Origin of the sequence: Alloactinosynnema sp. L-07, assembly GCF_900070365.1 — a bacterium.
In the GTDB taxonomy this organism is placed as follows: domain Bacteria; phylum Actinomycetota; class Actinomycetes; order Mycobacteriales; family Pseudonocardiaceae; genus Actinokineospora.
The window spans coordinates 1,155,290-1,181,556 of record NZ_LN850107.1; the positions used below are offsets into that span (position 1 = coordinate 1,155,290).

General features: G+C 70.2%; 25 protein-coding genes and 1 riboswitch. Of the genes, 14 read left to right on the forward strand and 11 right to left on the reverse strand.

What is annotated here, in order from left to right:
- The 4 genes from BN1701_RS05560 to BN1701_RS05575 are packed head-to-tail and all read left to right on the forward strand — an operon-like array spanning window position 1 to window position 5,881.
- Entirely contained in the window at window positions 1-2,409 is a 2,409-nt protein-coding gene (locus BN1701_RS05560; protein ID WP_054046123.1) for a molybdopterin-dependent oxidoreductase, read from the forward strand.
- The gene (locus BN1701_RS05565; protein WP_054046125.1) at window positions 2,402-2,974 is read left to right on the forward strand and encodes a TetR/AcrR family transcriptional regulator; all 573 of its coding nucleotides are present in this window, start codon (window positions 2,402-2,404) and stop codon (window positions 2,972-2,974) included. The genes BN1701_RS05560 and BN1701_RS05565 overlap by 8 nt, the downstream gene beginning before the upstream one ends.
- A gap of 10 nt (window positions 2,975-2,984) precedes the next feature.
- Complete coding sequence (uvrB, locus tag BN1701_RS05570; protein WP_054046127.1) at window positions 2,985-5,141, forward strand: excinuclease ABC subunit UvrB; 2,157 nt, start codon at window positions 2,985-2,987, stop codon at window positions 5,139-5,141.
- 41 nt (window positions 5,142-5,182) lie between these two features.
- On the forward strand, window positions 5,183-5,881 hold the full coding sequence (locus BN1701_RS05575; protein ID WP_231949494.1) for a helix-turn-helix transcriptional regulator: 699 nt from the start codon (window positions 5,183-5,185) through the stop codon (window positions 5,879-5,881).
- Here BN1701_RS05575 and BN1701_RS05580 read toward each other — a convergent pair.
- The 4 genes from BN1701_RS05580 to BN1701_RS35265 all read right to left on the reverse strand — a co-directional run bounded on the left by BN1701_RS05580 (window position 5,828) and on the right by BN1701_RS35265 (window position 9,299).
- The gene (locus BN1701_RS05580; RefSeq protein ID WP_157367777.1) at window positions 5,828-7,066 is read right to left on the reverse strand and encodes an MFS transporter; all 1,239 of its coding nucleotides are present in this window, start codon (window positions 7,064-7,066) and stop codon (window positions 5,828-5,830) included. The genes BN1701_RS05575 and BN1701_RS05580 overlap by 54 nt on opposite strands.
- A gap of 799 nt (window positions 7,067-7,865) precedes the next feature.
- Window positions 7,866-8,291 carry a winged helix-turn-helix domain-containing protein gene (locus BN1701_RS05585; protein ID WP_054046130.1) on the reverse strand — a complete coding sequence of 142 codons (426 nt, stop codon included), beginning with the start codon at window positions 8,289-8,291 and terminating at the stop codon, window positions 7,866-7,868.
- 41 nt (window positions 8,292-8,332) lie between these two features.
- A complete protein-coding gene (locus BN1701_RS05590) occupies window positions 8,333-9,136 on the reverse strand; it encodes an alpha/beta fold hydrolase (protein ID WP_054046132.1) in 804 nt (267 codons plus the stop codon).
- A gap of 25 nt (window positions 9,137-9,161) precedes the next feature.
- Window positions 9,162-9,299: a hypothetical protein gene (locus BN1701_RS35265; protein ID WP_157367778.1), complete on the reverse strand. Its 138-nt coding sequence runs from the start codon at window positions 9,297-9,299 to the stop codon at window positions 9,162-9,164.
- Between the two features lie 186 nt (window positions 9,300-9,485).
- Between BN1701_RS35265 and BN1701_RS05595 the strand changes: the two genes are divergently transcribed.
- Window positions 9,486-10,310, forward strand: a complete 825-nt coding sequence (locus BN1701_RS05595) for a crotonase/enoyl-CoA hydratase family protein (protein WP_172803189.1) — start codon at window positions 9,486-9,488, stop codon at window positions 10,308-10,310.
- Here the strand turns inward: BN1701_RS05595 and BN1701_RS05600 are convergent.
- The gene (locus BN1701_RS05600) at window positions 10,297-11,634 is read right to left on the reverse strand and encodes an FAD-binding oxidoreductase (RefSeq protein WP_054046136.1); all 1,338 of its coding nucleotides are present in this window, start codon (window positions 11,632-11,634) and stop codon (window positions 10,297-10,299) included. The two genes, BN1701_RS05595 and BN1701_RS05600, sit on opposite strands and share 14 nt — an antisense overlap.
- 135 nt (window positions 11,635-11,769) lie before the next feature.
- Here BN1701_RS05600 and BN1701_RS33955 point away from each other — a divergent pair, with 135 nt between their 5' ends.
- From BN1701_RS33955 to BN1701_RS05630, 7 genes are all read left to right on the forward strand, one after another.
- Window positions 11,770-12,027 carry a hypothetical protein gene (locus BN1701_RS33955; protein WP_082859664.1) on the forward strand — a complete coding sequence of 86 codons (258 nt, stop codon included), beginning with the start codon at window positions 11,770-11,772 and terminating at the stop codon, window positions 12,025-12,027.
- A complete protein-coding gene (locus BN1701_RS05605; RefSeq protein ID WP_231949495.1) occupies window positions 12,024-12,233 on the forward strand; it encodes a hypothetical protein in 210 nt (69 codons plus the stop codon). The genes BN1701_RS33955 and BN1701_RS05605 overlap by 4 nt, the downstream gene beginning before the upstream one ends.
- Window positions 12,234-12,259: 26 nt before the next feature.
- Window positions 12,260-12,850, forward strand: coding sequence for a CDP-alcohol phosphatidyltransferase family protein (locus BN1701_RS05610; protein WP_054046138.1), 591 nt, complete (start codon window positions 12,260-12,262; stop codon window positions 12,848-12,850).
- A gap of 109 nt (window positions 12,851-12,959) precedes the next feature.
- A complete protein-coding gene (gene garA / locus BN1701_RS05615; protein ID WP_054046140.1) occupies window positions 12,960-13,412 on the forward strand; it encodes a glycogen accumulation regulator GarA in 453 nt (150 codons plus the stop codon).
- A gap of 11 nt (window positions 13,413-13,423) precedes the next feature.
- Window positions 13,424-14,149 (forward strand): MerR family transcriptional regulator, encoded by a 726-nt coding sequence (locus BN1701_RS05620; protein WP_054046142.1) that lies wholly within the window; start codon window positions 13,424-13,426, stop codon window positions 14,147-14,149.
- A 154-nt stretch (window positions 14,150-14,303) separates the two neighbouring features.
- A complete protein-coding gene (locus BN1701_RS05625) occupies window positions 14,304-14,777 on the forward strand; it encodes a bifunctional nuclease family protein (protein WP_054046144.1) in 474 nt (157 codons plus the stop codon).
- A gap of 225 nt (window positions 14,778-15,002) precedes the next feature.
- Complete coding sequence (locus BN1701_RS05630; protein WP_054055646.1) at window positions 15,003-15,569, forward strand: MerR family transcriptional regulator; 567 nt, start codon at window positions 15,003-15,005, stop codon at window positions 15,567-15,569.
- Here BN1701_RS05630 and BN1701_RS05635 read toward each other — a convergent pair.
- Entirely contained in the window at window positions 15,566-16,321 is a 756-nt protein-coding gene (locus tag BN1701_RS05635; RefSeq protein ID WP_054046146.1) for a GNAT family N-acetyltransferase, read from the reverse strand. The genes BN1701_RS05630 and BN1701_RS05635 overlap by 4 nt on opposite strands.
- Window positions 16,322-16,401: 80 nt before the next feature.
- Window positions 16,402-16,502, forward strand: a riboswitch (glycine riboswitch).
- A gap of 170 nt (window positions 16,503-16,672) precedes the next feature.
- Here BN1701_RS05635 and gcvP point away from each other — a divergent pair.
- Complete coding sequence (gene gcvP / locus BN1701_RS05640) at window positions 16,673-19,552, forward strand: aminomethyl-transferring glycine dehydrogenase (protein WP_054046148.1); 2,880 nt, start codon at window positions 16,673-16,675, stop codon at window positions 19,550-19,552.
- A gap of 69 nt (window positions 19,553-19,621) precedes the next feature.
- On the opposite strand, the gene rnhA is transcribed toward gcvP, so the two are convergent.
- Entirely contained in the window at window positions 19,622-20,089 is a 468-nt protein-coding gene (gene rnhA / locus BN1701_RS05645; protein WP_172803190.1) for a ribonuclease HI, read from the reverse strand.
- A gap of 83 nt (window positions 20,090-20,172) precedes the next feature.
- Between rnhA and BN1701_RS05650 the strand changes: the two genes are divergently transcribed.
- Window positions 20,173-20,991 (forward strand): aldo/keto reductase, encoded by an 819-nt coding sequence (locus tag BN1701_RS05650; RefSeq protein ID WP_054046150.1) that lies wholly within the window; start codon window positions 20,173-20,175, stop codon window positions 20,989-20,991.
- A gap of 64 nt (window positions 20,992-21,055) precedes the next feature.
- Here BN1701_RS05650 and BN1701_RS05655 read toward each other — a convergent pair whose 3' ends face one another.
- The 4 genes from BN1701_RS05655 to BN1701_RS05670 form a co-directional block, all read right to left on the reverse strand.
- Window positions 21,056-22,816, reverse strand: a complete 1,761-nt coding sequence (locus tag BN1701_RS05655) for a substrate-binding domain-containing protein (RefSeq protein WP_067520547.1) — start codon at window positions 22,814-22,816, stop codon at window positions 21,056-21,058.
- A gap of 66 nt (window positions 22,817-22,882) precedes the next feature.
- Entirely contained in the window at window positions 22,883-23,779 is an 897-nt protein-coding gene (locus BN1701_RS05660) for a hypothetical protein (RefSeq protein ID WP_054046154.1), read from the reverse strand.
- Window positions 23,772-24,821, reverse strand: a complete 1,050-nt coding sequence (locus BN1701_RS05665; RefSeq protein ID WP_054046156.1) for a hemolysin family protein — start codon at window positions 24,819-24,821, stop codon at window positions 23,772-23,774. Before BN1701_RS05665 ends, BN1701_RS05660 begins: the two co-directional genes overlap by 8 nt.
- Entirely contained in the window at window positions 24,818-26,143 is a 1,326-nt protein-coding gene (locus BN1701_RS05670) for a hemolysin family protein (protein ID WP_054055648.1), read from the reverse strand. Before BN1701_RS05670 ends, BN1701_RS05665 begins: the two co-directional genes overlap by 4 nt.
- Window positions 26,144-26,267: the final 124 nt, after the last annotated feature.

Genomic DNA, 26,267 nt, shown 5'->3' on the forward strand with positions numbered 1-26,267 from the left:
GTGACCGAGTGGCAAAAGTCCGCCTGCATCCTCTGCGAGTGCAACTGCGGCATCGAGGTGCAGGTCGAGGACCGGTCCCTGGCCAAGATCCGCGGCGACAAGGCCCACCCCGGCTCCGAGGGCTACACCTGTGAGAAGGCGCTGCGGCTCGACCACTACCAGAGCCGGACCGTCCGCCTGACCAGCCCGTTGCGCCGTACCCCCGACGGCGAGTACGAGGAGATCAGCTGGGACACCGCGATCGCCGAGATCGCCACCCGGCTCACCGCGATCCGTGACGAGCACGGCGGCGACAAGATCTTCTTCTACGGTGGCGGCGGCCAGGGCAACCACCTCGGCGCCACCTACAACAAGGCGCTGCAGGGTGCGATCGGCGCGCGGTACCAGTCGAACGCGCTCGCCCAGGAGAAGACCGGCGAGATGTACGTCGACGGCAGGCTCTACGGCGGTCACACCAAGGGCGACTTCGAGCACGCCGAGGTCGTGGTGTTCGTCGGCAAGAACCCGTGGCAGTCGCACAGCTTCCCGCGCGCCCGCCCGGTGCTCAAGGCGCTGGCCGCCGACCCGGAGCGGGCCATGGTCGTCATCGACCCGCGCCGCAGCGAGTCCGCGGCGATGGCCGACATCCACCTGCAGGTCAGGCCGGGGACCGACGCGTGGTGTCTGGCCGCGCTCGGCGCGATCCTGGTCCAGGAGGACCTGGTCGACCACGCGTTCATCGACCGCCACACGTCCGGCGGCGAGACGATCATCGACACCCTGCGGGCGGTGGACGTGGCCGACTACGCGGCCCGCTGTGGGGTCGAGGAAGCCCTGCTGCGCGAGACCGCGCGGCGCATCGGTGCGGCCAAGAGCGTCTGCACCTATGAGGACCTCGGCATCCAGCAGGCCCCGCACAGCACGCTTTCGTCCTATCTGAACAAGCTGCTCTGGATCCTGACCGGCAACTTCGCCAAGCCGGGCGCGATGTTCCTGCACTCGTCCTTCGCCCCGCTCGCGGGCGGGGCGCCCGGTTCCGGCGGATCCCGCAAGCCAAAGAGTGGTCTGGACATGCTCGTCGGCACCGCGAAGGACATGGTGTCGGGCGCGGTGGTCCGGCTGCCCTCGGTCCTGCCGGACGCGCTCGCGTCCCGGATCGGCGCGGCGCTGAGCCCGCAGGCCGCCAAGGTCGCCCGCGGCGGACCGGGCAAGCCGGGCGGGCCGAGCAGGCGCACCCCGGTGACCGGCGCGCGGATCATCGCCGGGCTGGTCCCGTGCAACTCCATCGCCGAAGAGATCCTCACCGACCACCCCGACCGATTCCGGGCGATGTGGATCGACAGCGTCAACCCGGCGCACTCGCTGGCCGACTCGGCGAGCTTCCGCGCGGCCATGCGTTCGCTCGATCTGACCGTCGTCGTCGACATCGCGATGACCGAGACGGCCAAGCAGGCCGACTACGTGCTGCCCGCGTCGAGCCAGTTCGAGAAGTGGGAGTGCACGTTCTTCAACGTCGACTTCCCGCGCAACGTCTTCCACCTGCGCAAACCGGTCATGGCGCCGCTGACGGGCACGCTGTCGGAGCCGGAGATCTACGCCAGGGTGATCCGCGCGCTCGGCGTGGTCGGCGAGTCCGTGCTCGCGCCGCTGCGCCGCGCCGCGCGCCGCGGGCGCAAGCAGTACGCGGCGGCGTTCTTCCTGACCGTGGGCGCCAACCCCAAGCTCATGCCGCTGGCGCCGTACCTGCTGCGGGAGACCCTCGGCCCGACACTGCCGGAGGGCGCCGAGGGCACGGCGTCGCTGTGGGGCGCCGCGCAGCTCTGCGCGCTGGCCAACCCGGCGTCCGTGCGCCGAGCGGGGTTCACCGGATCCGGATTCGAACCAGGGGACAAGCTGTTCGACGCGGTGCTTTGCGGTGAGGGCGTGGTGTTCACCCTGGACGACTACGAGCACGCGTGGGACTACGTGCGCAGGCCCGACCAGCGGTTCACCCTCGACATCCCCGAACTGGTCGAGCGGACCCGCGCTCTGGCCGACGAGCCGAGTTCCTGGGTCACCGAGGAGTTCCCGTTCGTGCTGTCGGCGGGGGAGCGTCGCGCGTTTACCGCGAACACGATCATCCGCGACCCGGGCTGGCGGCGCCGCGACCGCGACGGCGCGCTGCGGCTGAGCCCGGCCGACGCCGACGGGCTCGGCGTCACCACCGGCGACACCCTGCGCGTGGTCACTGAGCGCGGGCAGGCCGACGCGGTGGTCGAGGTGTCCGACACGATGCAGGCCGGGCACATCTCGCTGCCCAACGGGCTCGGCCTCGACGGCGGACCGGGCGTGGCGCCCAACGAGCTGACCTCGCTGCACCACCGCGACTGGCTGGCGGGCACGCCATGGCACAAGTACGTCCCGGCCCGCTTGGAGCGTATCGATGCCTAGGGCTCCCCGCGAGGCGATGATCGACAGCGCGGTCACGCTGTTCCGGGTCCGCGGGGTGGCCGACACGTCGCTGCGGGACGTGGTCGAGCACAGCGGGGTCTCGCGCGGGTCGATCTACCACCATTTCCCCGGCGGCAAAGAAGAGCTGGCGCTTGCCGCGACCGAGCGCGGCGGCACGTTCATCAGCGGGCTGCTGGAGCGGCTGCTCGACGACGACGCCGAGAAGGCCATCGCCGCGTTCGTCGACTATTGGACGTCGGCGCTCACCGCGGCGGGCTTTCAGGATGGCTGCCCGGTCGCGGCGGCGGCGCTTTCCTCAGACGAGACCGCCTCGGCGCGCACGGCGGCGGGGGTCGCGTTCGGGCGGTGGGAATCGCTGCTCGCCGAGGCGATCGCTCGGCGCGGTGTGCCTGCCGCTCGGGCGGCATCGCTGGCGACTTTGGCGATCGCGGGCATCGAGGGCGCGTTGTTGATCTGCCGCGCGCAGGGCAGCACGGAGCCGCTGGCCAGGGTGGGTGCGGAGCTGCGCAGGCTCGTCGCTGAGAATGTCGGTGGGGCCGCGTAGCCTCGTTCGTGTGGCATTCCCGACCGAGCACCCAGTCCTCGCGCACTCCGAGCACCGCCCCGTCAGCGACATCCCGCGCGCGGGCGGCCGGTTCCGCATGGTCGCCGACTACCAGCCCGCGGGCGACCAGCCAGTCGCCATCGATGAGCTGGAGAAGCGCATCAAGGCCAACGAGCAGGACATCGTGCTGCTCGGCGCCACCGGTACGGGCAAGTCGGCGACCGCGGCCTGGCTGATCGAGCGGGTGCAGCGGCCGACCCTGGTCATGGCGCCGAACAAGACGCTGGCCGCGCAGTTGGCCAACGAGCTGCGCGAGTTCTTCCCGGACAACGCCGTGGAGTACTTCGTCAGCTACTACGACTACTACCAGCCCGAGGCGTACATCCCGCAGACCGACACCTACATCGAGAAGGACTCGTCGATCAACGACGACGTCGAGCGGCTGCGCCACTCGGCCACGATGAGCCTGCTGTCGCGGCGTGACGTCATCGTGGTGGCCTCGGTGTCGTGCATCTACGGCCTCGGCACCCCACAGTCCTATTTGGACCGCTCGGTCGCGCTCAAGGTCGGCGCCGAGGTCGAGCGGGACGTGTTCCTGCGCGCCCTGGTCGACGTGCAGTACACGCGCAACGACATGTCCTTCGCCCGCGGCACGTTCCGGGTTCGTGGCGACACCGTCGAGATCATCCCGGCCTATGAGGAACTGGCCATCCGGATCGAGTTCTTCGGCGACGAGATCGACAAGCTCTACTACCTGCACCCGCTGACCGGCGACATCGTCAGCGAGGTCGACGAACTGCGCATCTTCCCCGCGACGCACTACGTGGCGGGCCCGGAGCGGCTGGAGCGGGCGATCCGCGACATCGAGTCCGAACTGGAGGAGCGACTGGCCACGCTGGAGCGGCAAGGCAAGCTGCTGGAGGCCCAGCGGCTGCGCATGCGCACCAGCTACGACGTCGAGATGATGCGCCAGGTCGGATTCTGCTCCGGCATCGAGAACTACTCCCGCCACATCGACGGCCGCGCCGGGGGCACCGCCCCCGCCACCCTGATCGACTACTTCCCCGACGACTTCCTCCTCGTCATCGACGAGTCGCACGTGACGGTGCCGCAGATCGGCGGCATGTACGAGGGCGACATGTCGCGCAAGCGCAACCTGGTCGAACACGGCTTCCGGCTGCCCAGCGCCGTCGACAACCGGCCGTTGACCTGGGAGGAGTTCGCCGACCGGATCGGCCAGACGGTGTATCTGTCGGCCACCCCCGGACCGTACGAGATGGGCCAGGCGGGCGGCGAGTTCGTCGAGCAGGTCATCCGGCCGACCGGCCTGGTCGACCCCGAGGTGATCATCAAGCCGACCGAGGGCCAGATCGACGACCTGGTGCACGAGATCCGCGTCCGCGCCGAACGCGACGAGCGCGTCCTGGTCACCACGCTGACGAAGAAGATGTCCGAGGACCTGACGGACTATCTGCTGGAGCTGGGCATCCGGGTGCGGTACCTGCACTCCGAGGTCGACACCCTGCGCCGGATCGAGCTGCTGCGCCAGCTCCGCCTCGGCGACTACGACGTCCTGGTCGGCATCAACCTGCTGCGCGAGGGCCTCGACCTTCCTGAGGTCTCGCTGGTCGCCATCCTCGACGCCGACAAGGAAGGCTTCCTGCGTAGCGGCACATCCCTGATCCAGACGATCGGCCGCGCCGCGCGAAACGTGTCCGGCCAGGTCCACATGTACGCCGACCGGATCACCGACTCGATGCGGCACGCCATCGACGAGACGAACCGCAGGCGTGCCAAGCAAGTCGCGTACAACACCGAACGCGGCCTCGACCCGCAGCCACTGCGCAAGAAGATCGCCGACATCCTCGATCGCGTGCTCACCGAGGCCGAGGACGAGGACGTTCCCGTGGGCGGCTCCGGCCGCAACGCCTCCCGCGGCAAGCGGGCGGCGGGGGAGCCGGGCAACGCCCGCAGCGCCGGAGTCATCGGCGACAAGGACGTCAAGTCCATGCCCCGCGCCGAACTGGCGGACCTGGTGCAACAACTCACCGACCAGATGATGAACGCCGCCCGCGACCTCCAGTTCGAACTCGCCGCCCGCCTGCGCGACGAGATCCACGACCTCAAGCGCGAATTGCGGGGGATGGACGCGGCCGGGATCAAATAGTTCGGTCCTGGCCGAACAGTCGCGGGTGGATGCTTGTGGGCGTGACAGGAGCAGCCGAACTAGCCGCGGTTGCGGGCTTGCTGTCCGACGAGACCCGCGCCGGGTTCTGCCTCGCCCTGCTCGACGGCCGGGCGTGGACGGCGGGGGAACTGGCCCGCTCGGCCGGGGTCGCCCGGTCGACGGCCAGCGAACACCTGGACAAGCTCGTTCGCGGCGGCCTGCTGGTCGAGGAACGCCAAGGTCGACACCGGTACGTCCGCCTCGCGGACACGTCTGTCGCATCGCTTGTCGAGCAGCTGGTGAGCCGAACCGCTCCGACGGCGGCCCCGTCGTCCCTGCGCGTGGCCATCGCGAACCGGGCCATGGCCGCCGCCCGCACCTGCTACGACCACCTGGCGGGCACCCTCGGCGTGGCCCTCACCGACGCCATGGCAGAACGCCAACTGCTGGACCGCGACGCCGATCTCGCGCTGACCGCCCAGGGTGGATCGTGGCTGGTCGGTGAGCTGGGCATAGATCCCGATGCGCTCAGGTCCAAAACCAGACCGACCGCCCGCGCGTGCCTCGACTGGACCGAACGCCGCCCCCACCTCGCGGGCGCCGCCGGAGCGGCCCTGTGCACGGCGCTGATGGAGCGGGAATGGGTCGTGCGCGTCGGCTCGTCGCGAGCCGTCCGGCTGACGGCGTCAGGAGCGGGCGCGCTCGACCGGCTTCTGGACGTCCGGATGCCGCACGAGTGACCGCACACTGGGCGCGAACGCGGCCGCCGCCACCGCGACGACGACGAGCACCGCGCCCCCGGTCAGGGTGGCGGACACGCCGAAAGCCTTGGCCAGCGGACCCGCAGCCATCTCGCCGACCGGGATCGCGATGAACGACCCCACGGCGTCATAGGAGTACACGCGGGCGAGCCGGTCCGGCGCCACGTTCTCCTGCAGCGAAACGTCCCAAGCGATCCCGAACTGCTCGATCGCCATCCCGCCGACGAACATCACGACCAGCAGCGGCACCACCGCGGGCGCGTGCGCGAGGAACAGCAGCGGAACCGCCTGAACCCCGATCAGCGCCGTCCCGAACAACAGCGCCCGTCGCGGCTGCCACCGAGTCGCCACGATCCCGCCGATCAACGCCCCCACCGTCTGCGCGCCCAGCACGAACCCCCAGGCCAACCGCCCGATCGTGCTGTCGGCGATGGACGGACCGAGCACGAAGATGCCCCCGGTCATGACCGCGTTGATCACCATGAGTGCCGCCACAACAGTCCACACCCACGCCCGCGCGGTGAACTCCCGCCACCCGGACCGAATGTCCGCCCACGGCCGCGTCGGCGCGTCCTCATCGATCTCCGGAGCATCCACCCGCGCGTAGAAGAACGACGCGATCAGGAACACCACGGCGGTGCCCCCGATAGCCCACCCAGGCCCAGCCAGCGCCGCGACCATGCCCCCCATCGACGCCCCGGTGATCATCGCGGTGTTGATCCCCATCCGCACCACCGCGTTGGCCTGCCGCAACAGCGCCTTGGGCACCGTCTGCGGCGTCAACGCCGAAGCCGCCGGGAGCGAGACAGCCGAGACCGCCCCGTTGATGACGCTGAGGACGACCAGAAGGGGAATGTTCGCGAACCCCATAAGCACAGCCGCCGCGGTCATCGCCTGCGACACCGCCGCCGCCAGACTCGCCCCCTGAAGGATCACCGACCGCGGCAACCGGTCAGCCAGCACACCCCCCATGAGCAGCAACAACACATTGGCGATCGACCTGGCCCCCACCACCAGCCCCAACGCGATAACCGAGTGCGTCAAGTCCAACACCGCGAACGCCAACGCGATAGGCGCCACGGAGTTGCCGAGGAAGGTCGTCACCCTGCCGATCGTGAGCCTGCGAAACATGCTGTGCCGCAATGGTTCGAGCATGCGGAGCATCGTAGGGTGAAGGTGATCTCGGTGAATTCCGGCACCGCCGCGAGGTCCACCGAGCAAGTGCGCCGGGCTTCGGTGGTGCTGTCCGCACCATCGGGTGAAGCTGGGTGATCCCGCTTTGCCTGGGGCCCCTACGACGGCCCTGTGGGGAAAAAGCGGTGGCGGATAAGGCACCCCACACGCCAAGCAGCTTAGGGCCGTCGTCCCCCCAGACAAAGCGGGATCACCCAGCTTCACCCGATGCTGCTCGGGCGGTTTGTGCGGTGAGGAGGGTGCGGAGGTGGGAAGAGGGCAAGAGGGCCGACGGGCCAAAGGCAAAGGCCGAGGCGGCGAGGGGCAGAGGGCAAAGGCAACGGGCGAACGCAGAGGGCCGAGCGGTGACGGACCGACAGGCCGACAGGCAAGGGCCGGGGGCGAGGATCAGGGGTTAGGCGCGAGCGGCGAGTGATGGGGCGAAGAGGCCAGGGCCCGAAGGGCAAGGGCTAGGCCGAAGGGCCAATGGGGTGAGGCAAGGGGCATGCGCCATCGGCATGGACATGGAGCGAGGAGCGAGGTGATGACGGCAAACGCTAGGGGCACAACGGAACGGCCTGTTTGGGTGGTTCGCCTTGATTCGGGGTAAATGGGCCTAAACTCGCGGTGCGGGTGCGGCTCCTTGACCTCGCCTTTTGACCCGCACAGGCCCATTTTCGGGGTCCCCGAATCAAGGCGAACCACCCAAACAGGCGCCCACCGCCTCAGCAGCCCGCCCGCACCAGTCAGGCACCCACCGCATCAAGCCGCACCGAACGGCGAAGCTCCCCTAGCGGCAGTCCATGTCCAACATGCTCGCCGCCCGAACCGGCACCGTGCCCGGCGTGTGCGGCGCCTGGGCCGCGTTGTGAAGGCGGTGGGTCAACTCTCGGGCGCGGCTGACGGTATCTCGCCAGAGGGCTGGGTCCACCCAGATCTCGGCGTCGGTCGCCGATGCTGTCGGGGCGGCGTGGTCAAGCGTCGTGCTGCGGTAGCGCTTGGCGATGCCGCCGCGGATCGGGACTTCCTCGACCATCTCGACCATGCTCGCGTCAAGGAGCTTGCGCAGGTGGTAGCTGATGTTGGGCTGGCTGTGGCCGACTTCCCTGGCCACCTCGGCCGCGCTCATGGCGGTGGTGGTCAGCATGGTCAGGATGCGCAGCCGCAGCGGGTGGGCCAGGGCACGCAGCGTGCTATGAGTCTCCCCCAGAGTCATGACACGAGTGTGCCCGCAAGTGTGCGGGGTATGTCAAACGATTATGAAACGCCCGCGAGGAAGTCCTGGATCACGCCGGTGAGGCGCCGTGGTCGCAACCGCAGCTCAAGTGGGCTCTCGGCCTCCACGAAAGTCGAGTTCGACAGTTCACCCGCAAGCATGTCGGCGTCCCCGAACGGGTGAATGGGGTCGCGGCGGTGGCCGATCACCAAGGCGGGGGCGGTGATCCCGAGGCGCAGGGACTTGGGCGGGGCGATGCGGCCGAAGAAGATCCCGTGGACGGCGGCCGCCATCGCGGCGGGCTCCTGTCGCAAGGTGTCGGTGACGACGTCGACCCACTGGTTGCCGCTGGGCACGCGGGCCGCGGCCCAGGCGACGCCGCGTACGGCTTGGGGGAGGAAGCGGGCGGTGAACAGCAGCGGGGCGAAGGCGATCAGGCCCGCCACGATCGCGTTGTCCAGCACCGGCATCTCGATGATCAGGCTCTCGACGCGGTCCGGGGCCGCGACCGCGACCTCCAGGGACACGTTCGCGCCCAATGAGGTTCCGCCGATGACGGCCCGGTCGACGCCGAGGTGGTCGAGCAGGGCGACGACCTGGGTGGCCCAGGTTGTCATCGAGTATTCCCAGGAACGGGTCGGCCGATCGGACTCGCCGTGGCCGAGCAGGTCCAGGGTGACCACCCGCAAGCCGGTCTCGGCCAGGGCGCGGGCCAACGGCGCCTGCATGCGGCGGGTCATGAGCTGGCCGTGGGTGAGCACCACCAGCCGGTCGCCCACGCCGAACTCGGTGTAGCGCAGCGTGTGACCGCCTACTTGGAAGGATCGGACGAACTCAGCGGGCATAGGGCGATGTTACTCGGCGGTAGCGCTAATCGGGTCGCCTGCGGCGTCCGGCACCTGCGGTGGCGTCGGGCTCCGGCTGCTTGGGCTGCTCGTCCTTCGCCGGGGCCGGAGCGGTGCCCGCCGCCATCTCGCGCAGCAGTTCGTCGAAGATCGGCGTTGACATCGCTGTTTGCCCTGCCACGGCGGGTCTCCCATCCACTCTCGGTACGGACTCGGAACCTACCCCGCGTCCACGACAAGCTTGGCAAACCCAGGCTGACACGATCGGGCGAACCGCACAGCGTGGGCAACGCCACTCGGAGTAGAACGCGCGCGGGACAAGTTGTTACTGATGAGTAATAATGGGTGCATGACGGAGAATCTGGTCTCGCTCAAGGTCGACGTGGCCGACCACGTCGCCGAGGTAACCCTGCTCGGCCCCGGCAAGGGCAACGCGATGGGCCCCGACTTCTGGCGCGAGCTGCCCATCGTGTTCAACCAGCTCGACGCCGACCCGGACGTGCGCGCGATCGTGCTCACCGGCAGCGGCGCGAACTTCTCGTATGGCCTCGACCTGCCCGCGATGATGGGCGACTGGGCCGGGATGCTCAGCGGGGAGGCGCTCGCGGGCCCGCGTACCAAGTTCCTCGGCATCATCCGTGACCTGCAGGACTCCGTCACCGCCGTTGCCGCGTGCCGCAAGCCGGTCATCGCCGCGGTCAGCGGATGGTGCATCGGCGGCGGCGTGGACGTCATCGCCGCCGCCGACATCCGGGTCGCCTCCGCCGACGCCAAGTTCAGCGTGCGCGAGGTCAAGGTCGCCATCGTGGCCGACCTGGGCAGCCTGCAGCGGCTGGCCGGGATCATCGGCGAGGGCCACCTGCGCGAGCTGGCCTTCACCGGCAAGGACATCGACGCCGACCGGGCCCGCTCGATCGGCCTGGTCAACGACGTCTACGCCGACCAGGCCGAACTGCTCGCCGCCGCGCGGGAACTCGCCGCCGACATCGCCGCGAACCCGCCGCTGGTCGTGCAGGGCACCAAGGACGTCCTCGGCCACCAGCGCGACGCCCGCGTCGCCGATGGCCTGCGCTACGTCGCCACGTGGAACTCCGCGTTCCTGCCCAGCAAGGACCTCGGCGAGGCCGTCCAGGCCTTCCTGGAGCGCAGGCCGCCGAACTTCAGCGGGGAATGAGGACGCCCGGATTGAGCACGCCGCGGGGATCCCAGGCGTGCTTGATCGCGGCGTAGAGGTCACGCTCGGCGGGGGAGCGGGTCAGGCTCAGCCAGGCCGCTTTGGCCACCCCGACGCCGTGCTCGGCGGAGATCGTTCCGCCGTGCGCGGCGGCGGCGCGCAGGATGGTCTCGGTGATCCGCTCCTCGTCGTCGGCGCCGACGACGTTGACGTGGAAGTTCCCCTCGGCCAAGTGTCCGAAAAGGACTAATGTGCCCGAGGCGACCGCCGCCCGGATCTCCCGTTCGAACGCCGCGGCGTGCGCCACCGGGACGCCGACGTCCAGTTTCAGCGGTGTGCCAAGGGAATTCACCGTCTCGGTGTGCGCCTCGCGGTGTGTCCACAGTGTCCGCCGCGCGGCCTCGTCCACCGCGAGCGCCGTGTCCAGCACGCCAGGGATGTCGGCCACCGCGGCCCCCAGTGCCTCGGTGGGATCCGCGTCGTCAGCGCACTCCACCAGTAGGTAAACCGGGTACGCCGTGGGGAACGGCGGAGCGAGGTCGCGGTGCGCGCAGACCAGCCGCAGCCCGTCGTCGTAGAAGACCTCGGCCGAGGTCAACGACGGCACCGCGCGCAACTCGGACACCGCGGCCACCGCGTCGGCTGTACTGGCGAAAGCCAGCGTCGCGGTCGCTCGGCGAGCGACCGAAGGAACCAGCCGCAGCCGCACGGCGGTGATCACCGCAAGCGTGCCCTCGCTGCCGATCAGGCCACCCGCCAGGTCGTAGCCCGTGCTGTCCTTGCCCAGCCCCGCGAGCGACCCGACGCGGCTCCCGTCGGCGAGCACGGCCTCGACGCCCGCCACCTGCTCCCGCATCGATCCCCACCGCAGCACCCGCAGCCCACCGGCGTTCGTCGCCACCATCCCGCCGACCGTCGCGCTGTCCCGCGCGGCGATGTCGACGGCGAAGTCCAGGCCCGCGTCCCCCGCGTGCGCCCGCAGCGCCGACAACCGGACGCCCGCACCCGCGGTGACCTGGCGGGCGGCCCGGTCGACCGGGCCGAGCGAGTCCAGCCGCGTCAGGTTCAGCAGAACTTCACCGTTGTGGGGGACACCGCCGCCCACAAGGCCCGTATTGCCGCCCTGGGGCACCACAGCGACCCCGGACTCCTGACACTCGCTCAGGACCCCGGCGACCTGATCACGATCCGCCGGCCGGACCACCAGCGCCGCCGATCCCCGATATCGCCCCGTCCAGTCGGTCGCGAACCCGGCACACACCGCCGGATCGGTCAGCACGTGCTCGACACCGACCACGGCGGCAAGGCGTCGCGCCAGTGCCACGGATCCCCTTCCGGTGTGCGGAATGTCGCCCTGTCAGCCGATAGATGGAGCTAATGCACCGATCAGGCGGCCACTATGTAAACAGGCTAACGAAGGCGCATCGGGGTTCGACAGTCCTGGCGGAGGTGGGCGGAGATGAGCGACGACGCGATCTCAGGCGGTGGGCCCGAAGCGGGGCGACCCGCGGCGGCGACGCCGTTGCGTCCGCGTAGACTGCCCACCCTGCCCTGCAGCGTCGTGTGGAGCCGCGGGCGCGCCTACGTCCTGGAAGCAGTGGACGGATACGCGTTCTGGGTCGGATTCGACCAATACGGCAGGCCGCAGTCGCTGAGCCGATCAGCGCTCGAACGGCAGGGCTGGACCCCACATCGTGCCGAACGGAAAACAGCGTGAACGACATCGCCGTAAAACCCGGCGTCCGCACTCACCGGAAACTTCCCACCGCGCCATGCTCCGTGGTCTGGAGCAAAGGCCGCGCCTACGTCCTGGAAGGCTCCGCGGGTCGCCTGCGCTGGGTCGGCCTCGACACCTTCGGACGGCCGTGCGCGCTGAGCGCCGCCGCGCTTGACGAGCAAGGTTGGTCGCGCCGCCGCACCTGAGCGACCGGCCATTACGCTCTCGGCCTATGGCCGAACCCGCACGGGACGCACTCTCCGACCGGGTGCTGACCATCCCCAACGTGCTGAGCATGCTCAGGCTCGCCGGGGTGCCCGTCTTCCTGTACTTGCTGCTGGTCCCGCGCGCGGACGCGTGGGCGATCGGCATCCTGATGTTCGGCGGGTTCACCGACTGGCTTGACGGCAAGATCGCGCGCTGGCTCGACCAGTCCAGCAAGCTCGGCGCCCTGCTCGACCCCGCGGCCGACCGGCTCTACACCCTGGCCACGATCGTCGCCTTCGTCATCCGCGACATCGTGCCCTGGTGGGTGGCCGCCGCCCTCGTCGCGCGGGACGTCGTGGTGGCGGGCTGCATCGCGGTGCTGCGGCGCAACGGCTTCGGCCCGCCCGAGGTGACCTACATCGGCAAGGCGGCCACGTTCAACCTGATGTACGCCTTCCCACTGCTCCTGCTGGCCGAAGGGGAGTCGACCCTGGCCACGGTGGTCCGTCCGGTCTCCTACGCGCTGGCCATCTGGGGCGGGGCGCTGTTCCTCTGGTCGGGGCTGCTCTACCTGGTGCAGACCAGGGCCGCACTGCGCCGGACCGGGTCGGCGTGAGACGATCTTCGTTCGGCCGAGTGCTCTCGGGGGTGCCACCATCCCGGGTGCTGATCGCGCACGGTACGTTGACACTGTTCAGCGGATCAGAACAGCAGGAGGAGCTCAGGTGAGCACGAACGACGGGCCCGGCGTCCCGCCGGAGCAGTCTCCGGAGCGGACTTCCGTTTTCCGGGCCGACTTCCTCTCCGAAGCCGAGGGCACCCAGGCCCCGGCCCCCGAACCCGCGGTGGCGGGCGTCGACGCCCTGCCCGCCGGATCGGCCCTCCTGGTGGTCAAGCGCGGCCCGAACGCGGGGTCACGCTTCCTGCTCGACCGCGACACCACCAGCGCGGGTCGGCACCCCGACAGCGACATCTTCCTCGACGACGTCACCGTCTCCCGCCGTCACGCGGAATTCCGCCGCGAGGGTGGCGAGTTCGTGGTGATCGACGTCGGCAGCCTCAACGGCACCTACGTCAACCGCGAGCCGGTCGACCAGGCCGTGCTCGCCGGTGGCGACGAGGTCCAGATCGGCAAGTTCCGCCTGGTCTTCCTGACCGGACCCGGCGCGGGCGCGTAGGCAGTCGAACCGTGACGGCGGCCGGGCGGCCTGCCCGTGACGGGTGGAACATCGGGGCGGTGCTCGAACGACTCCGCCCCGAGTTCCCGGACGTGACGATCTCCAAGATCCGGTTCCTCGAGGCCGAAGGTCTCGTCACCCCGCAGCGCACGCCGTCTGGGTATCGGCGGTTCACCGAGGACGACATCGCGCGGCTGCGGTTCGTCCTCGCCGCCCAGCGCGACCACTACCTGCCGCTGCGGGTGATCAAGGATCAGCTCGACCAGGCCGACCGCGGCGGCGCGCCGCCGCTGGCAGCCGTGGCCAGGCAACTAAGCGCGGTGCCCACGGAAGTATCGGACACCCTGGATGTCGACGAGGCCCCGGCACTGCGGCTGACCAGGGCCGAGGTCGCGGCGAAGGCGACCGTCGAGATCGAGTTGCTCGACGAGTTGGAACAGTACGGTCTGCTCGCCGCCGACGACGGCGGTTTCTACGACGGTGACGCGGTGCGGGTGGCCCGGCTGGCCGCGGACCTGGCCGAGTACGGCATCGAGCCGCGGCACCTGCGGGCGTTCCGGGCCGCGGCCGACCGGGAACTCGGACTGGTCGAGCAGGTCGTGGCGCCGCTCTACCGGCAGCGCGACCCGTCGGCCCGCGAGCGCGCGGACGCGGTGACACGGGAACTCGGCACACTGGCGGTGGGCTTGCACTCACTGCTCGTCCAGGCCGGTCTTCGACGGATGATCAGCAGGTAAAACCGGTTCTGTCCATCTATTCATTGTGATCTGATCACCGTGAGATAGTCGGGCGTTCGGACCGGATGGCGGGTAGCGTCGAGCTAGGCGATGAGCGATCCTCGAAAGGGAACGGGACGCCGGACGCCCCAGCGAGCGGAGGGAGGCGAGCCCGATGAGCGAGATGCGCGTCGTGGGAGTGCGGGTGGAGTTGCCCGCGAACCAGCCGATCTTGTTGCTGCGCGAGACGGAAGGTGAAAGGTACCTCCCGATCTGGATCGGATCGGTCGAGGCGACCGCGATCGCTCTGGAGCAGCAGGGGGTGCGGCCCGCCCGGCCGCTCACCCACGACCTGCTCAAGGACGTGATCGGCGCGCTGGGCCGCGAATTGGAGCAGGTCCGCATCACCGACCTGCGCGAAGGCACGTTCTTCGCCGAGCTCGTCTTCGACGGCGACGTGCGCGTCTCGGCCCGCCCGAGCGACTCGGTAGCCTTGGCGCTGCGGGTCGGCGTACCGATCCACGCCGAGGACTCCGTGCTGCAGGAAGCCGGGCTGATCATCCCGGACGAGCAGGAGGACGAGGTCGAGAAGTTCCGCGAGTTCCTCGACTCGGTCTCCCCCGAGGACTTCCGAGGCGCTGACACATAGTGGTCCGGCCCCGATGCGGACCCTTGCGCGCGGAACCGGCGTGTCGCGCACCCGCGCGTCGCGTTGACCTGTCCGCGTGCCCGACTTACCGTCAGCTATAGCGCATCGCCGGTCCGACCGCCGCAGAGGCACCCAGGACCGGTCGATACGCATGGCCGGCGGTTCCCCACAGTGGAGCGGGCGGTCTCGTTCGACGGCCAGTGTGGCCGGACGAGGGGAGGCAGCGTGTTCGAGGAAGGTCCCGTCGGGGCTGATACCGGAGAGCAGGGCGAACTGTTCCCGGATGCCTCACTGCCCGACGAGTTCGTCGGCTACCGGGGTCCTGCCGCGTGCCAGATCGCGGGCATCACCTACCGGCAGCTCGACTACTGGGCCCGCACTGACCTGGTCGTTCCCACTGTGCGCGGCGCGCACGGCTCGGGTTCCCAGCGGCTCTACTCGTTCAAGGACGTCCTGGTGCTCAAGGTCGTCAAGCGCCTGCTCGACACCGGCGTCTCGCTGCAGAACATCCGCGTCGCCGTCGAGACCCTGCGCAAGCACGGGGTGCGCGACCTGGCCCGGATCACGCTGTTCAGCGACGGCACCACGGTCTACGAGTGCACGTCGCCAGAGGAGGTCGTCGACCTGCTCCAGGGCGGTCAGGGCGTCTTCGGCATCGCGGTCTCCGGCGCGATCCGGGAGATCAGCGGCACCATCCACGAGTTCCCGGCCGAGCGTGCCGACGGCGTCGAGCTGCCGCACCACTCCGAGGACGAGCTGACCCAACGCCGGAAAGCCAGAAACGTCGGTTAGGTGCGGGTGAACGGCCTGGTCGAGGTCAGCCTGGTGAATCCTGCCCGGCGCAGGATCGGCTCGCTCGTGGGCAGGGCGTCGACCTGTAGGTAGCGGAACCCGCGAGCTTGGGCGCGGCGGGCGCGGTGGCTGACCACGGCTTTGTAGACCCCTTTGCCGCGCCACTCGGGCAGCGTGCCGCCGCCCCACAGGCCGGCGAAGTCTGTGCCCACGTAGTAGTCGGTCCGCGCCGCGCACACGACCTCGCCATCCGCGACGGCCAACACCACGTCGAGCGTGCCGGGTGCCGCTGCCAGCAGTTGGGCGCGCAGCTTGGTCATGTCCTTGTCGAAGACGCGTTGGTGCAGTTCCGTGGCCTGCGAGATGCCCGCCGGGGTGGTCGCGTCGACGATCTCGACCCCGGCGGGCGGGGCGAAGTCGGGGACCTCGGCGGCCTCGGCGACGAGCACCGCCTCCAGGTCGTCGGGCACCAGTCCGGCCGCGACGAGCCGGTCCGGGAGATCGGCGGGCTGGTCGTGGCTGTAGTACTTCCACTCATAGTCCCCGGTGATCCGCGGCAGTTCGGCGGCGATGGCCGCGTCGGCGGTGGCCTCGTCTAGATCGGTCCACACCACACCCTGCCAGCTGTGCGCGGCCGTGCTGACATGGCGGATCAGCCGCAGCTCCCGTTCGACCGTGGTGGCGTCGTCGCCGGGCGGAAGTTCACGCCTGAGTTGCCGGTCGAACGCGGAGAGTGCCGCTGCGGTATCCATTCGGCAAGTGGAACCTGGACACAGCACTCTGGGCAAATGAGTTAGCGACCCGTCCGTCTAGACTCAAGGGCAGTCGTCGCTGAACCCACGCGGGAGAGATCGAGCGGTCACCCGACCGACTCGACGCCGAAGGAGCAAATCCTCCCCGGAACCTCTCAGGCAAAAGGACCGCGTGGGCGAGACGCCTCTGGAAAGCGGGCTGCCCTCGGGCGGCCCCGCCGAAGGTGCAAGTCCGGATGTTCGGGCGAAGCTCTCAGGCGCCCGGGTTCAACGGGCACGGACAGAGGGGGAGGGCTAGCGGGCACCCCACCCGCTTCAGGCCCGACCCCGTTCGCCGGAGGAGCTGCACTGATGACACGGATCCCCCTCGCCGCGCTCGAGCACGGCACCCTGTTCGCCGACCGCCACGTCGGTCCCCGTCCGGCCGAGCTGGCCCGGATCCTCGACGTCATCGGCGTCGGGTCGCTGGAGGAACTGGCCCAGCGCGCGGTGCCGGAGTCCATCCGCGACGGCGAACTCGCCATCGACCTGCCCGCGCCCGCCACGGAGCAGGGCTCGCTGGCCGAGCTGCGTGAGCTGGCGGCCCGCAACCAGACGCTCACCCAGATGATCGGCCTGGGCTACTACGGCACCGTCACCCCGCCGGTGATCCGCCGCAACGTGCTGGAGAGCCCCGCCTGGTACACCGCCTACACGCCGTACCAGCCCGAGATCTCCCAGGGCAGGCTTGAGGCGCTCATCAACTTCCAGACCATGGTCGCCGACCTGGCCGGTCTGCCCACCGCCAACGCCTCGATGCTCGACGAGTCGACCGCGGCCGCCGAGGCGATGACGCTGGTGCGGCGCGCGGGCAAGTCGAAGTCGGCGCGGTTCGTCATCGACGCCGACACCTTCCCGCAGACCATCGCGGTCATCGAGACCCGCGCGGAGCCGCTGGGCATCGAGATCGTCGTCGCGGACCTGGCCGACGGGCTGCCCGCAGGCGACTTCTTCGGCGTCCTGCTGTCGTACCCGGGTGCCAGCGGCGCCGTGCGTGACCACGCAGGCCTGATCGCCGAGGCGCACGAGCGCGGCGCGAAGGTCGCCGTCACCGCCGACCTGCTGTCGCTGACCCTGCTGCGCGCGCCGGGCGAGATCGGCGCCGACGTCGTCGTCGGCACCACGCAGCGCTTCGGCGTGCCGATGGGCTTCGGCGGACCGCACGCCGGGTACATGGCCGTCAGCGCGGGCCTGGAGCGGCAGCTGCCCGGCCGCCTGGTCGGCGTGAGCACCGACGCCGACGGCAACCTGGCCTACCGGCTGGCGCTGCAGACCCGGGAGCAGCACATCCGCCGGGAGAAGGCCACCTCGAACATCTGCACCGCGCAGGTGCTGCTCGCCGTGGTCGCGTCGATGTACGCGGTCTACCACGGCCCCGACGGTCTGAAGGCCATCGCGACCAGGGCACACCGGATGGCGACGGTCCTCGCCGCCGGGCTGCACAACGGCGGGATCGACATCGTCCACGGCGACTTCTTCGACACCGTCCTGGCGCGCGTGCACGGCACCGCCGCCGACATCGTCGCCGCCGCCCGCGACCTGGGTGTCAACCTGCGGCTGGTCGACGCCGACCACGTCGGCATCGCCTGCGACGAGACCACCTCGCGCGAGACGCTGGCGCTGGTCTGGCAGGCCTTCGGCGTGACCGCCGACGCCGACGCGCTCGACATCGACACCGCCGACGCCATCCCGGCCGCGCTGGTCCGCACGTCGGAGTACCTGACCCACCCGGTGTTCAGCACGCACCGCTCGGAGACCGCGCTGCTGCGCTACCTGCGCGCCCTGTCCGACAAGGACGTCGCGCTCGACCGCAGCATGATCCCACTGGGCTCCTGCACGATGAAGCTCAACGCCACCGCGGAGATGGAGCCGATCACCTGGCCCGCCTTCGCCGACCTGCACCCGTTCGCCCCGGCCGACCAGGCCGAGGGCATCCTGCGGGTCGTCACCGACCTGGAGGGCTGGCTGGCCCAGGTCACCGGCTACGACGCGGTCAGCCTGCAGCCCAACGCGGGCAGCCAGGGCGAGTTCGCGGGCCTGCTGGCCATCCGCGCCTACCACCGCTCGCAGGGCCACGGCGAGCGTGACGTCTGCCTGATCCCGTCGAGCGCGCACGGCACCAACGCCGCCAGCGCGGTCATGGCGGGCATGCGGGTCGCGGTCGTCAAGTGCGACGACTCGGGCAACATCGACCTCGACCACCTGCGCGCCAGCGTCGAGGAGCACAAGGCCGACCTCGCCGCCATCATGATCACCTACCCGTCCACCCACGGCGTGTACGAGGACACCGTGCGCGAGGTCTGCGGCCTGGTGCACGACGCGGGCGGTCAGGTCTATGTGGACGGTGCGAACCTCAACGCCCTCATCGGACTCGCGCGCTACGGCAAGTTCGGTTCGGATGTCTCGCACCTGAACCTGCACAAGACCTTCTGCATCCCGCACGGCGGCGGCGGTCCCGGTGTCGGCCCGATCGGTGTCAAGTCGCACCTGGCGCCGTTCCTGCCCAACCACCCGCTGCAGCCCACCGCGGGCCCGCCCACCGGTGTCGGGCCGATCAGCGCCGCCCCCTGGGGCAGCGCGTCGATCCTGCCGATCTCCTGGGCCTACGTCCGGATGATGGGCGCCGACGGCCTGCGCCGCGCGACCCTGACCGCGGTCGCGTCGGCCAACTACATCGCGCGTCGGCTCGATGAGCACTTCCCGGTGCTGTACACCGGCGAGGGCGGTTTCGTCGCCCACGAGTGCATCCTCGACCTGCGCCCGCTGACCAAGGCCACCGGCATCACCGTCGACGACGTGGCCAAGCGCCTTGCCGACTACGGCCTGCACGCCCCGACCATGTCGTTCCCGGTCGCGGGCACGCTGATGGTGGAGCCGACCGAGTCGGAGGACCTCGCCGAGATCGATCGCTTCTGCGAGGCCATGATCGCCATCAAGGGCGAGGTCGACCGGGTCGCGGCGGGGGACTGGCCCGCCGAGGACAACCCGCTGGTCAACGCCCCGCACACGGCCGCGTCGATCGCGGGCAAGTGGGACCACCCGTACAGCCGCGAGGAAGCGGTGTTCCCGGCGGGCGTCACGGCCAACAAGATCTGGCCCCCGGTTCGCCGTATCGACGGCGCCAAGGGCGACCGCAACCTGGTCTGCTCCTGCCCGCCCCTGGACACCTATTCCGCCTCCCCGAACCTCTAAGTTTGGTCGCCTTACGAGGTTTAGGTGCGGTCGGGGCGGTAGCCGTGGTCGGCTGCCGCCCCGGTCCCCTTAGGTTCCGGACTGTTGGGCCGCTTTGACTGCTGCTTGGAGGCCTTCGAGGGCGAGGCGGTCGGCGCGTTCGTTCTCCGGGTGGCCGGCGTGGCCCTTCACCCAGTGCCACTCGACCTCATGGCGCTCCGCCGCCGCTTCCAGGCGCTTCCACAGGTCCTCGTTGGCGACCGGGGTCTTGGCCGAGGTCTGCCACCCGTTCGCTTTCCAGGTGGTCATCCATTTGGTGATGCCGTTGCGGACGTAGGTGCTGTCGGTGTAGACGTCCACCCGACACGCACGCGACAGCGTCTCCAACGCCTGGATCGGCGCCATCAGTTCCATCCGGTTGTTGGTCGTGCGCTCCGCCTCGCCGCCGCAGAGGTCGCGTTCGCGGTCGCCGTAGCGCAGCACCGCGCCCCAGCCGCCCGGGCCGGGATTGGGCACGCACGCGCCATCGGTATAGATCTCCACCACCTGATCACCCACGGTGGCGATGCTATCGGGGAATAATGATCGCCCGTCCGAGTTGTCCACAGTGAGGGTAATTCCACTCGGGAGGAAACCACCGCATGTCGGAAGTGAAGCTCAACGACGGCACCACCATCCCGCAGCTCGGCTTCGGCGTCTGGCAGGTGCCCGACGACGTCGCCGTGACCGCGGTGGCCACCGCCATCGAGGCCGGCTACCGCAGCGTCGACACCGCGGCCATCTACGGCAACGAGGTGGGGACCGGTGCCGCGATCGCCGCGTCCGGGGTGGCGCGGGAAGAGCTGTTCGTCACCACCAAGCTCTGGAACTCCGACCAGGGCTACGACCAGGCCCTGCGCGCCTTCGACGCGAGCCTGGACAAGCTCAAGCTCGACTACGTCGACCTGTACCTGATCCACTGGCCCGCGCCGGAACAGGACAAGTACGTCGACTCGTGGCGCGCGCTGGAGAAGATCAAGGAAGACGGCCGGGCCCGGTCCATCGGGGTGTCCAACTTCCACAAGTCGCACTTGGACCGCCTCTTCGCCGAGACCGGCACCGTGCCCTCGGTCAACCAGATCGAGCTGCACCCCAACCTGCCGCAGGCCGAACTGCGCGCCATCCACGCCGAGCACGGCATCGCGACCGAGGCGTGGAGCCCGCTGGGCCAGGGCAAGCTGCTCGACGACAAGACGGTCGTCGGCATCGGTGCGCGGCACGGGAAATCGGCGGCGCAGGTGCTGCTGCGGTGGCACCTGGACCTGGGCAACATCGTCATTCCCAAGTCGGTCACCCCGGAGCGGATCCGGGCCAACATCGACGTGTTCGACTTCGAGCTGACCGACACCGACCGCGCCGAACTGGCCGCGCTGGACAACGGCGTGCGCATCGGCCCCGACCCGGACGTCTTCTGGGGGTGATCCGCGGGCCGTTCCCGCCGCCCCCGAATTTCTACGTCTGGTCGCTAATGCTCTAGGGGAGCGATCAGCCGCGGCGGGCGGAGAGTTGGCCGAGTGCGGCCTGGATGCCGCGGGCGTCGGTCAAGGTCGACACCGTGCCGTTGGTGAGTTTGGTCAGTTCCCGCAGTGCGGCGCGGTTGTGGCCGGGGCCGAAGGCGATCACGCTGACGGCCACCGGCTTCTTCGGGTCGTCCACGGACTTGATCAGGGCGGTCAGCTCGGCCAGGGTCATCGGCCCGTCGGTGCCGCCGTCGGTGATCACCACGATCTCGTTGCGCTTGTCGGCCACATAAGTCGAGGTCGCCGACTTGTAGGCCGCCGCGATGCTCTCGTACAGGTCGGTCGCCCCGGTGGGCGCCAGCGTGTCGATCGCGCGGTGCAGTGCCGCGCGGCGTTCGGCGATGGGGCCGATGGGGACCAGCTGCTGGTAGGCCTTGGTTTTGTCGAGCGCGCGGGAGAACCGCCACAGCCCGACCGATCCCGACACCGTGTAGTCCGCGTACCCGTGCAGCGACTCCTTGACCCGGTCGATCCGGCTCCGGCCGTCGCCGCCGTCGCCGGACATCGACTTCGACACGTCGACCAGCAGGGTCACGATCCGGCCGCCCTCGGTGGCCGCCGCCCAGGTCGCGGCGAGCTGCTGGGTGGTCTTGGAGTTCGCCGGGGCCGTCGCGGGCGGCAGGTCCGGCCAGGTCATCGACACCGAGTCCGACGGCCGCTCGCGCGAGGACGCCGTGCGCAGGCCCGCGCGGGCGAGGTCGCGCTGCTGGTCGGGGGCGAGGATGAACTGGCGGAACTGGTCCGCGGCGTCGGCGAGCACCTGGTCGATGCCCGCGAGCCGGACGAACGGGAAGTCGGCGGTGGGTACCGGGCCGGTGGCGACGATCTCGGACAGCGGGTGCCGGGCCGCGGGTCTGCCGTCGGCGGCGAGGTTGCGCCGGTGCAGGTCGACCTCCAGGACCGGGACCATGCTGAACGGCGCCGACTCCATCGTCTCGGTGTCGCCCAAGCTGATCAGCGCGTCGCGGGTGGTCTCCGGGACGCCCGCGGGCTGGCCCGCGGCCAGCTTCCCAATCGCGTCGGTGACCTCGGGCCGGGCGAGGACGTCCTGTGTCAGCGGGCTCTGCTTGCCGACACCGGACAACACCGCCTGCACCGCGAGGCCGGTCGCCGGGTTGGCCGCGGGGGAGGGCAGGGCCATGGTGATCCGGCCCCAACCCGACTTGCCGAACCGGGTCCAGCCGCCGGGGTCGGAGGTCAGGGTGACGATGTCGGCCCAGCTGAACGCCATGGACTTCGACAGGGTGGTCGCGGCTTCCTGCGGCGCGGCCAGCACGACCGGGCTGCCCCCGACAGTGTCCGGCGCCGAGCCGAGCAGGGCGTCGTCGACGGCGCTGAGCCGGTCGGTCCAGATGGAGGACTCTGGCAGCCACGCGTGCGGGCGGTCGCCGAGTTCGCGGACTGACCATTCGCTGGTCAGCCCGGCGAGGACGACGGCGGAGTCGGCGGAGGAGATGTTGACCTTAAGGCAGTGGTCGCCGAGCACGGGGCCGGATGCGTTCCACCGCTTCGCGATCTCGCGCATGGGCGTCTCGACTGACGGTGTCACCACGACCTTGAGCGCGGCCGGACCGCCGGCGCACTCCCGGCCGCGTTCGACGGCGCGCTGGTCAGCGGCGTAGCGCAGCCAGTTTCCGCCGAACCAGAGGGCGATCATGAGCACGATCAGCCCCGGGAGCAGGATCGCCCACCGCGCACGGCGGGGGTGCCCACGTTGTCGAGACATCGCATCCCTTTCGAGCACACCCGGTGCGCGCTCGGTGGGGGCACTCTATTAGGTGAAACTCTTGCGTCAATAGGGTTGACGGTCCGTGAAGTCGCTCAACAGATCGTCACAAAGCGCGATCAGATTGGCCCGCAAGGGTTTCGCGCGGCGGGTGAACTCGGCCTGGGCGCGGACGTAGTCGGCCCGGCCGCGCTCGGTCTCGATCATCACCGGTTCGTAGCCGAGGTCGGACAGGTCGTACGGACTGGCCCGCATGTCGAGCTCACGGACGTCGGAGGCCAGGTCGAAGCAGTCGGCCAGCAGGTCGGACGGGGTGTACGGGTCGAGCTTGTACGCCCACTTGAACAGGTCCATGGTCGCGTGCAGGCAGCCAGGCTGTTCGAGGGCGATCTGCTTGTCCCGGCTGGGATCCAGGGTGTTGAGCGGCCGCGCGGGCTCGGTGAAGAAGCGGAACGCGTCGAAGTGGCTGCACTTGATCGTCTGGGTCTCCACCACCGCGTCGGTGCCCGCTGCGCCCAGCCGTAGCGGCCAGTCGACGTGCCGGACCTGCGTGGCGGGCTGCCGGTAGACCATGGCCCACTCGTGCAGGCCGAAGCAGCCCAGCCGGGGCGCGCGGGACGCCGTGGCCGACAGCAGGTCGCGGATGAACCGGGCCGACCGCCGCCGCGACTCCGGCAGCGCCGCGACGTCGACCGTGACGCCGTCCGGGGTCTCGGTGTAGGCGGGCCAGCGCAGGTACTCCCGCGCCGACTCGCCCGCCAGCACCACGCCGGGACCGGGGTGCCAGCGCTCCAGCTGCGCGGGCCGGTGCGAGTAGTAGGTGAACAGGAAGTCCAGGACCGGGTGCTTCTCGCCGCGGACCCGGCGCTGCTGGTGGGGCACCGTCCACGCGCGCATGCGGCGCGCGTGGAGGTCCCGCCTGGCTTGCCAGACGGGTTCGGCCAGCACGGTCGGCTCAGCCACCGTTGGCGATGTGCGTCCCGTCCCGCACGGTTCCCACGTACTCCTCGACCAGGTCCTCCAACGCGATCACGCCGAGCACCGTACGGTCCGCCGCGACCGCCATCGCCAGGTGGCTGTGCGCCCGGCGCAGCGCGCTGAGCGCCTCGTCGACCCGGGAGTCGGCGGGCACCTGCGGCAGGGCGCGGATCCTGGTCGCGGGCAGTCGGGTGGCCGGGTCGGCGTCGATCTGGTCGAGGACATCCTTGACGTGGACGTACCCGCCGAGCCCGCCGTCGTCGGTGCGCACCGGGAACCGGGAGAAGCCGGTCTCTCCGACCGCCTGGTCGATGTCGCCGACCGTCGGCGGGAACGGCACCGTCTTGATCCGGTCCAGCGGGACCATCACGTCGGCGACGGTCCGCTCGACCGACGACAGCGTGTTGGTGAGCCGCCGGTGCTCCGAGGCGTCCAGCAGGCCCTCACGCCGGGACTCGGCGATCAGCGTGGCCAACTCGTCGGGGGTGTAGGCGCTCTCCAGTTCGTCCTTCGGCTCGACCTTGAAGAGCTTGAGGATGAACGTCGAGGCCACGGTGAACAGGCCCAGCAGCGGCCGGACCAGCTTGCAGAACGCGAAGTGGATCGGCACCAGCGCCATCGCCGCGCCCTCCGGCCCCGCGATGGCGAGGTTCTTCGGCACCATCTCGCCGATCACCGTGTGCAGCGTGACCACGATGCCCAGGGCGATGGCGAACGCGACGCCGTGCAGCACCGCGGGCGGGATGTCGAGGGAGCGGAACGGCGCTTCGAGCAGACTCGCGATCACCGGCTCCGACAGCGCGCCAAGGCCGAGCGAGCAGACCGTGATGCCCAGTTGGGCGCCCGCGATCAGCAGCGGCAGCTCCCGGCCGGCCTCGATCGCCACGGCCGCCCTGGCGTGGCCGTCGCGGGCCAGCGACTCCAGCCGGTCGCGGCGCGCGGTGATGATGGCGAACTCGGCGCCGACGAAGAAACCGTTGCCCAGCAACAGAAGGATCGTCACGAACAAAGCGAGTACGTCACTCACGCCGACACCTCCTTCTGCACCTTGGCCACGCGCAGCTCGGCGACCCGGTGGCGGTCCATCCGCATCACCGTGATCCGCCAGCCGTCGAAGCGGATCTCGTCGTTGACCGATGGGATTCGGCCGAGCCTCGTCAGCACGAAGCCCGCGACGGTCTCGTACTCGCCGTGCGGCATCCGCAGACCCGTCGCCTCGGCGAGTTCGTCGTCGCGCAGCAGGCCGGAGACCATCCAACTGTCCTTGCCCAGCGGGCGGACCGGGTTGACCTCGCCGCGGTCGTGCTCGTCGCGCACGTCGCCGACGATCTCCTCGATCAGGTCCTCAAGGGTGACGATCCCGGCGGTGCCGCCGTACTCGTCGACCACGATCGCCACCTGCAGGCCGGAGCCGCGCAGCCGGTCGAGCAGCACGTCGCCGTCGAGCGTCTCCGGGACCGTCGGCACCGGCCGGGCCAGCGCGGACACCTTGGTGGTGGCCCGCATCGCGCTCGGCACGCTGAACACCTGCTTGACGTGCACGACGCCGCGGATCTCGTCCAGGTCGCCGCCGTACACCGGGAACCGGGAGAAGCCGGTGGCCCTGGCCAGGTCGATCAGGTCGACCACGGCGGCGTCCGCGCGCAGCGCCTGCACCTGAACGCGCGGGGTCATCAACTCGTCGGCCGTGCGGTCGCCGAAGCGCAGCGACCGGCTCAGCAGCGTGGCCGTGCCGGTGTCGAGCGTGCCGAGCGCCGCGCTGGAGCGGACCAGGCCACCGAGTTCCTGCGGCGAGCGCGCCGACCGCAGTTCCTCCTGCGGCTCGACGCCCAGGCGCCGCACGATCCAGTTGGCCGAGCCGTTGAGCGCGCTGATCAGCCAGCGCAGGCCCGAGGAGAACACCGCCTGCGCACCGGCGACGGCACGCGCGGTGGCCAGCGGCTTGGCGATCGCCAGGTTCTTGGGCACGAGCTCGCCGAACACCATCGACAGCGACGTGGCCAGCAGCAATGCGATGGCGATGGCGACCGCGTCGGCCGCGGCCGTGGGCAGGCCGACCAGGGTGAGCAGCGGCTCGATCAGCTCGGCGATGGCGGGCTCGGCGATGTATCCGGTGATCAGCGTGGTGATCGTGATGCCGAGTTGGGCGCCGGAGAGCTGGAACGACAGCGTCCGGTGCGCCTTGGCGATGGCGTGGGCCCGCCGGTCACCGACCTGGGCGACGTGGTGGTCGACCTGGCTGCGTTCGAGGGTGGTCAGGGAGAACTCGGCCGCGACGAAGAGCGCCGTTCCGAGGGTGAGGGCGGCGACGGCCAGCAGGCCGAGGACGCTGAACAGGGGACCGGTCACCGGGAAGTACACCCGGCTTCCGGGTCGGTATGGTCGCCGGGACTCTCTCCCGGCCCGCTACTGCGGCCCGGGGACTGCGCTTTGCGCACGGTGAACTGCACTCCTCGTTATTCACGTACTGAAT

Coding starts and splice junctions, on each gene's coding strand:
- BN1701_RS05580 (WP_157367777.1), bottom strand. CDS start 7,066: ATGCTCCGCATGCTCGAACCATTGCGGCACAGCATGTTTCGCAGGCTC.
- BN1701_RS05565 (WP_054046125.1), top strand. CDS start 2,402: ATGCCTAGGGCTCCCCGCGAGGCGATGATCGACAGCGCGGTCACGCTG.
- gcvP (WP_054046148.1), top strand. CDS start 16,673: ATGACACGGATCCCCCTCGCCGCGCTCGAGCACGGCACCCTGTTCGCC.
- BN1701_RS05590 (WP_054046132.1), bottom strand. CDS start 9,136: ATGCCCGCTGAGTTCGTCCGATCCTTCCAAGTAGGCGGTCACACGCTG.
- BN1701_RS05585 (WP_054046130.1), bottom strand. CDS start 8,291: ATGACTCTGGGGGAGACTCATAGCACGCTGCGTGCCCTGGCCCACCCG.
- BN1701_RS05625 (WP_054046144.1), top strand. CDS start 14,304: ATGAGCGAGATGCGCGTCGTGGGAGTGCGGGTGGAGTTGCCCGCGAAC.
- BN1701_RS05635 (WP_054046146.1), bottom strand. CDS start 16,321: ATGGATACCGCAGCGGCACTCTCCGCGTTCGACCGGCAACTCAGGCGT.
- BN1701_RS05650 (WP_054046150.1), top strand. CDS start 20,173: ATGTCGGAAGTGAAGCTCAACGACGGCACCACCATCCCGCAGCTCGGC.
- BN1701_RS05595 (WP_172803189.1), top strand. CDS start 9,486: ATGACGGAGAATCTGGTCTCGCTCAAGGTCGACGTGGCCGACCACGTC.
- BN1701_RS33955 (WP_082859664.1), top strand. CDS start 11,770: ATGAGCGACGACGCGATCTCAGGCGGTGGGCCCGAAGCGGGGCGACCC.
- BN1701_RS35265 (WP_157367778.1), bottom strand. CDS start 9,299: ATGTCAACGCCGATCTTCGACGAACTGCTGCGCGAGATGGCGGCGGGC.
- BN1701_RS05610 (WP_054046138.1), top strand. CDS start 12,260: ATGGCCGAACCCGCACGGGACGCACTCTCCGACCGGGTGCTGACCATC.
- BN1701_RS05655 (WP_067520547.1), bottom strand. CDS start 22,816: ATGTCTCGACAACGTGGGCACCCCCGCCGTGCGCGGTGGGCGATCCTG.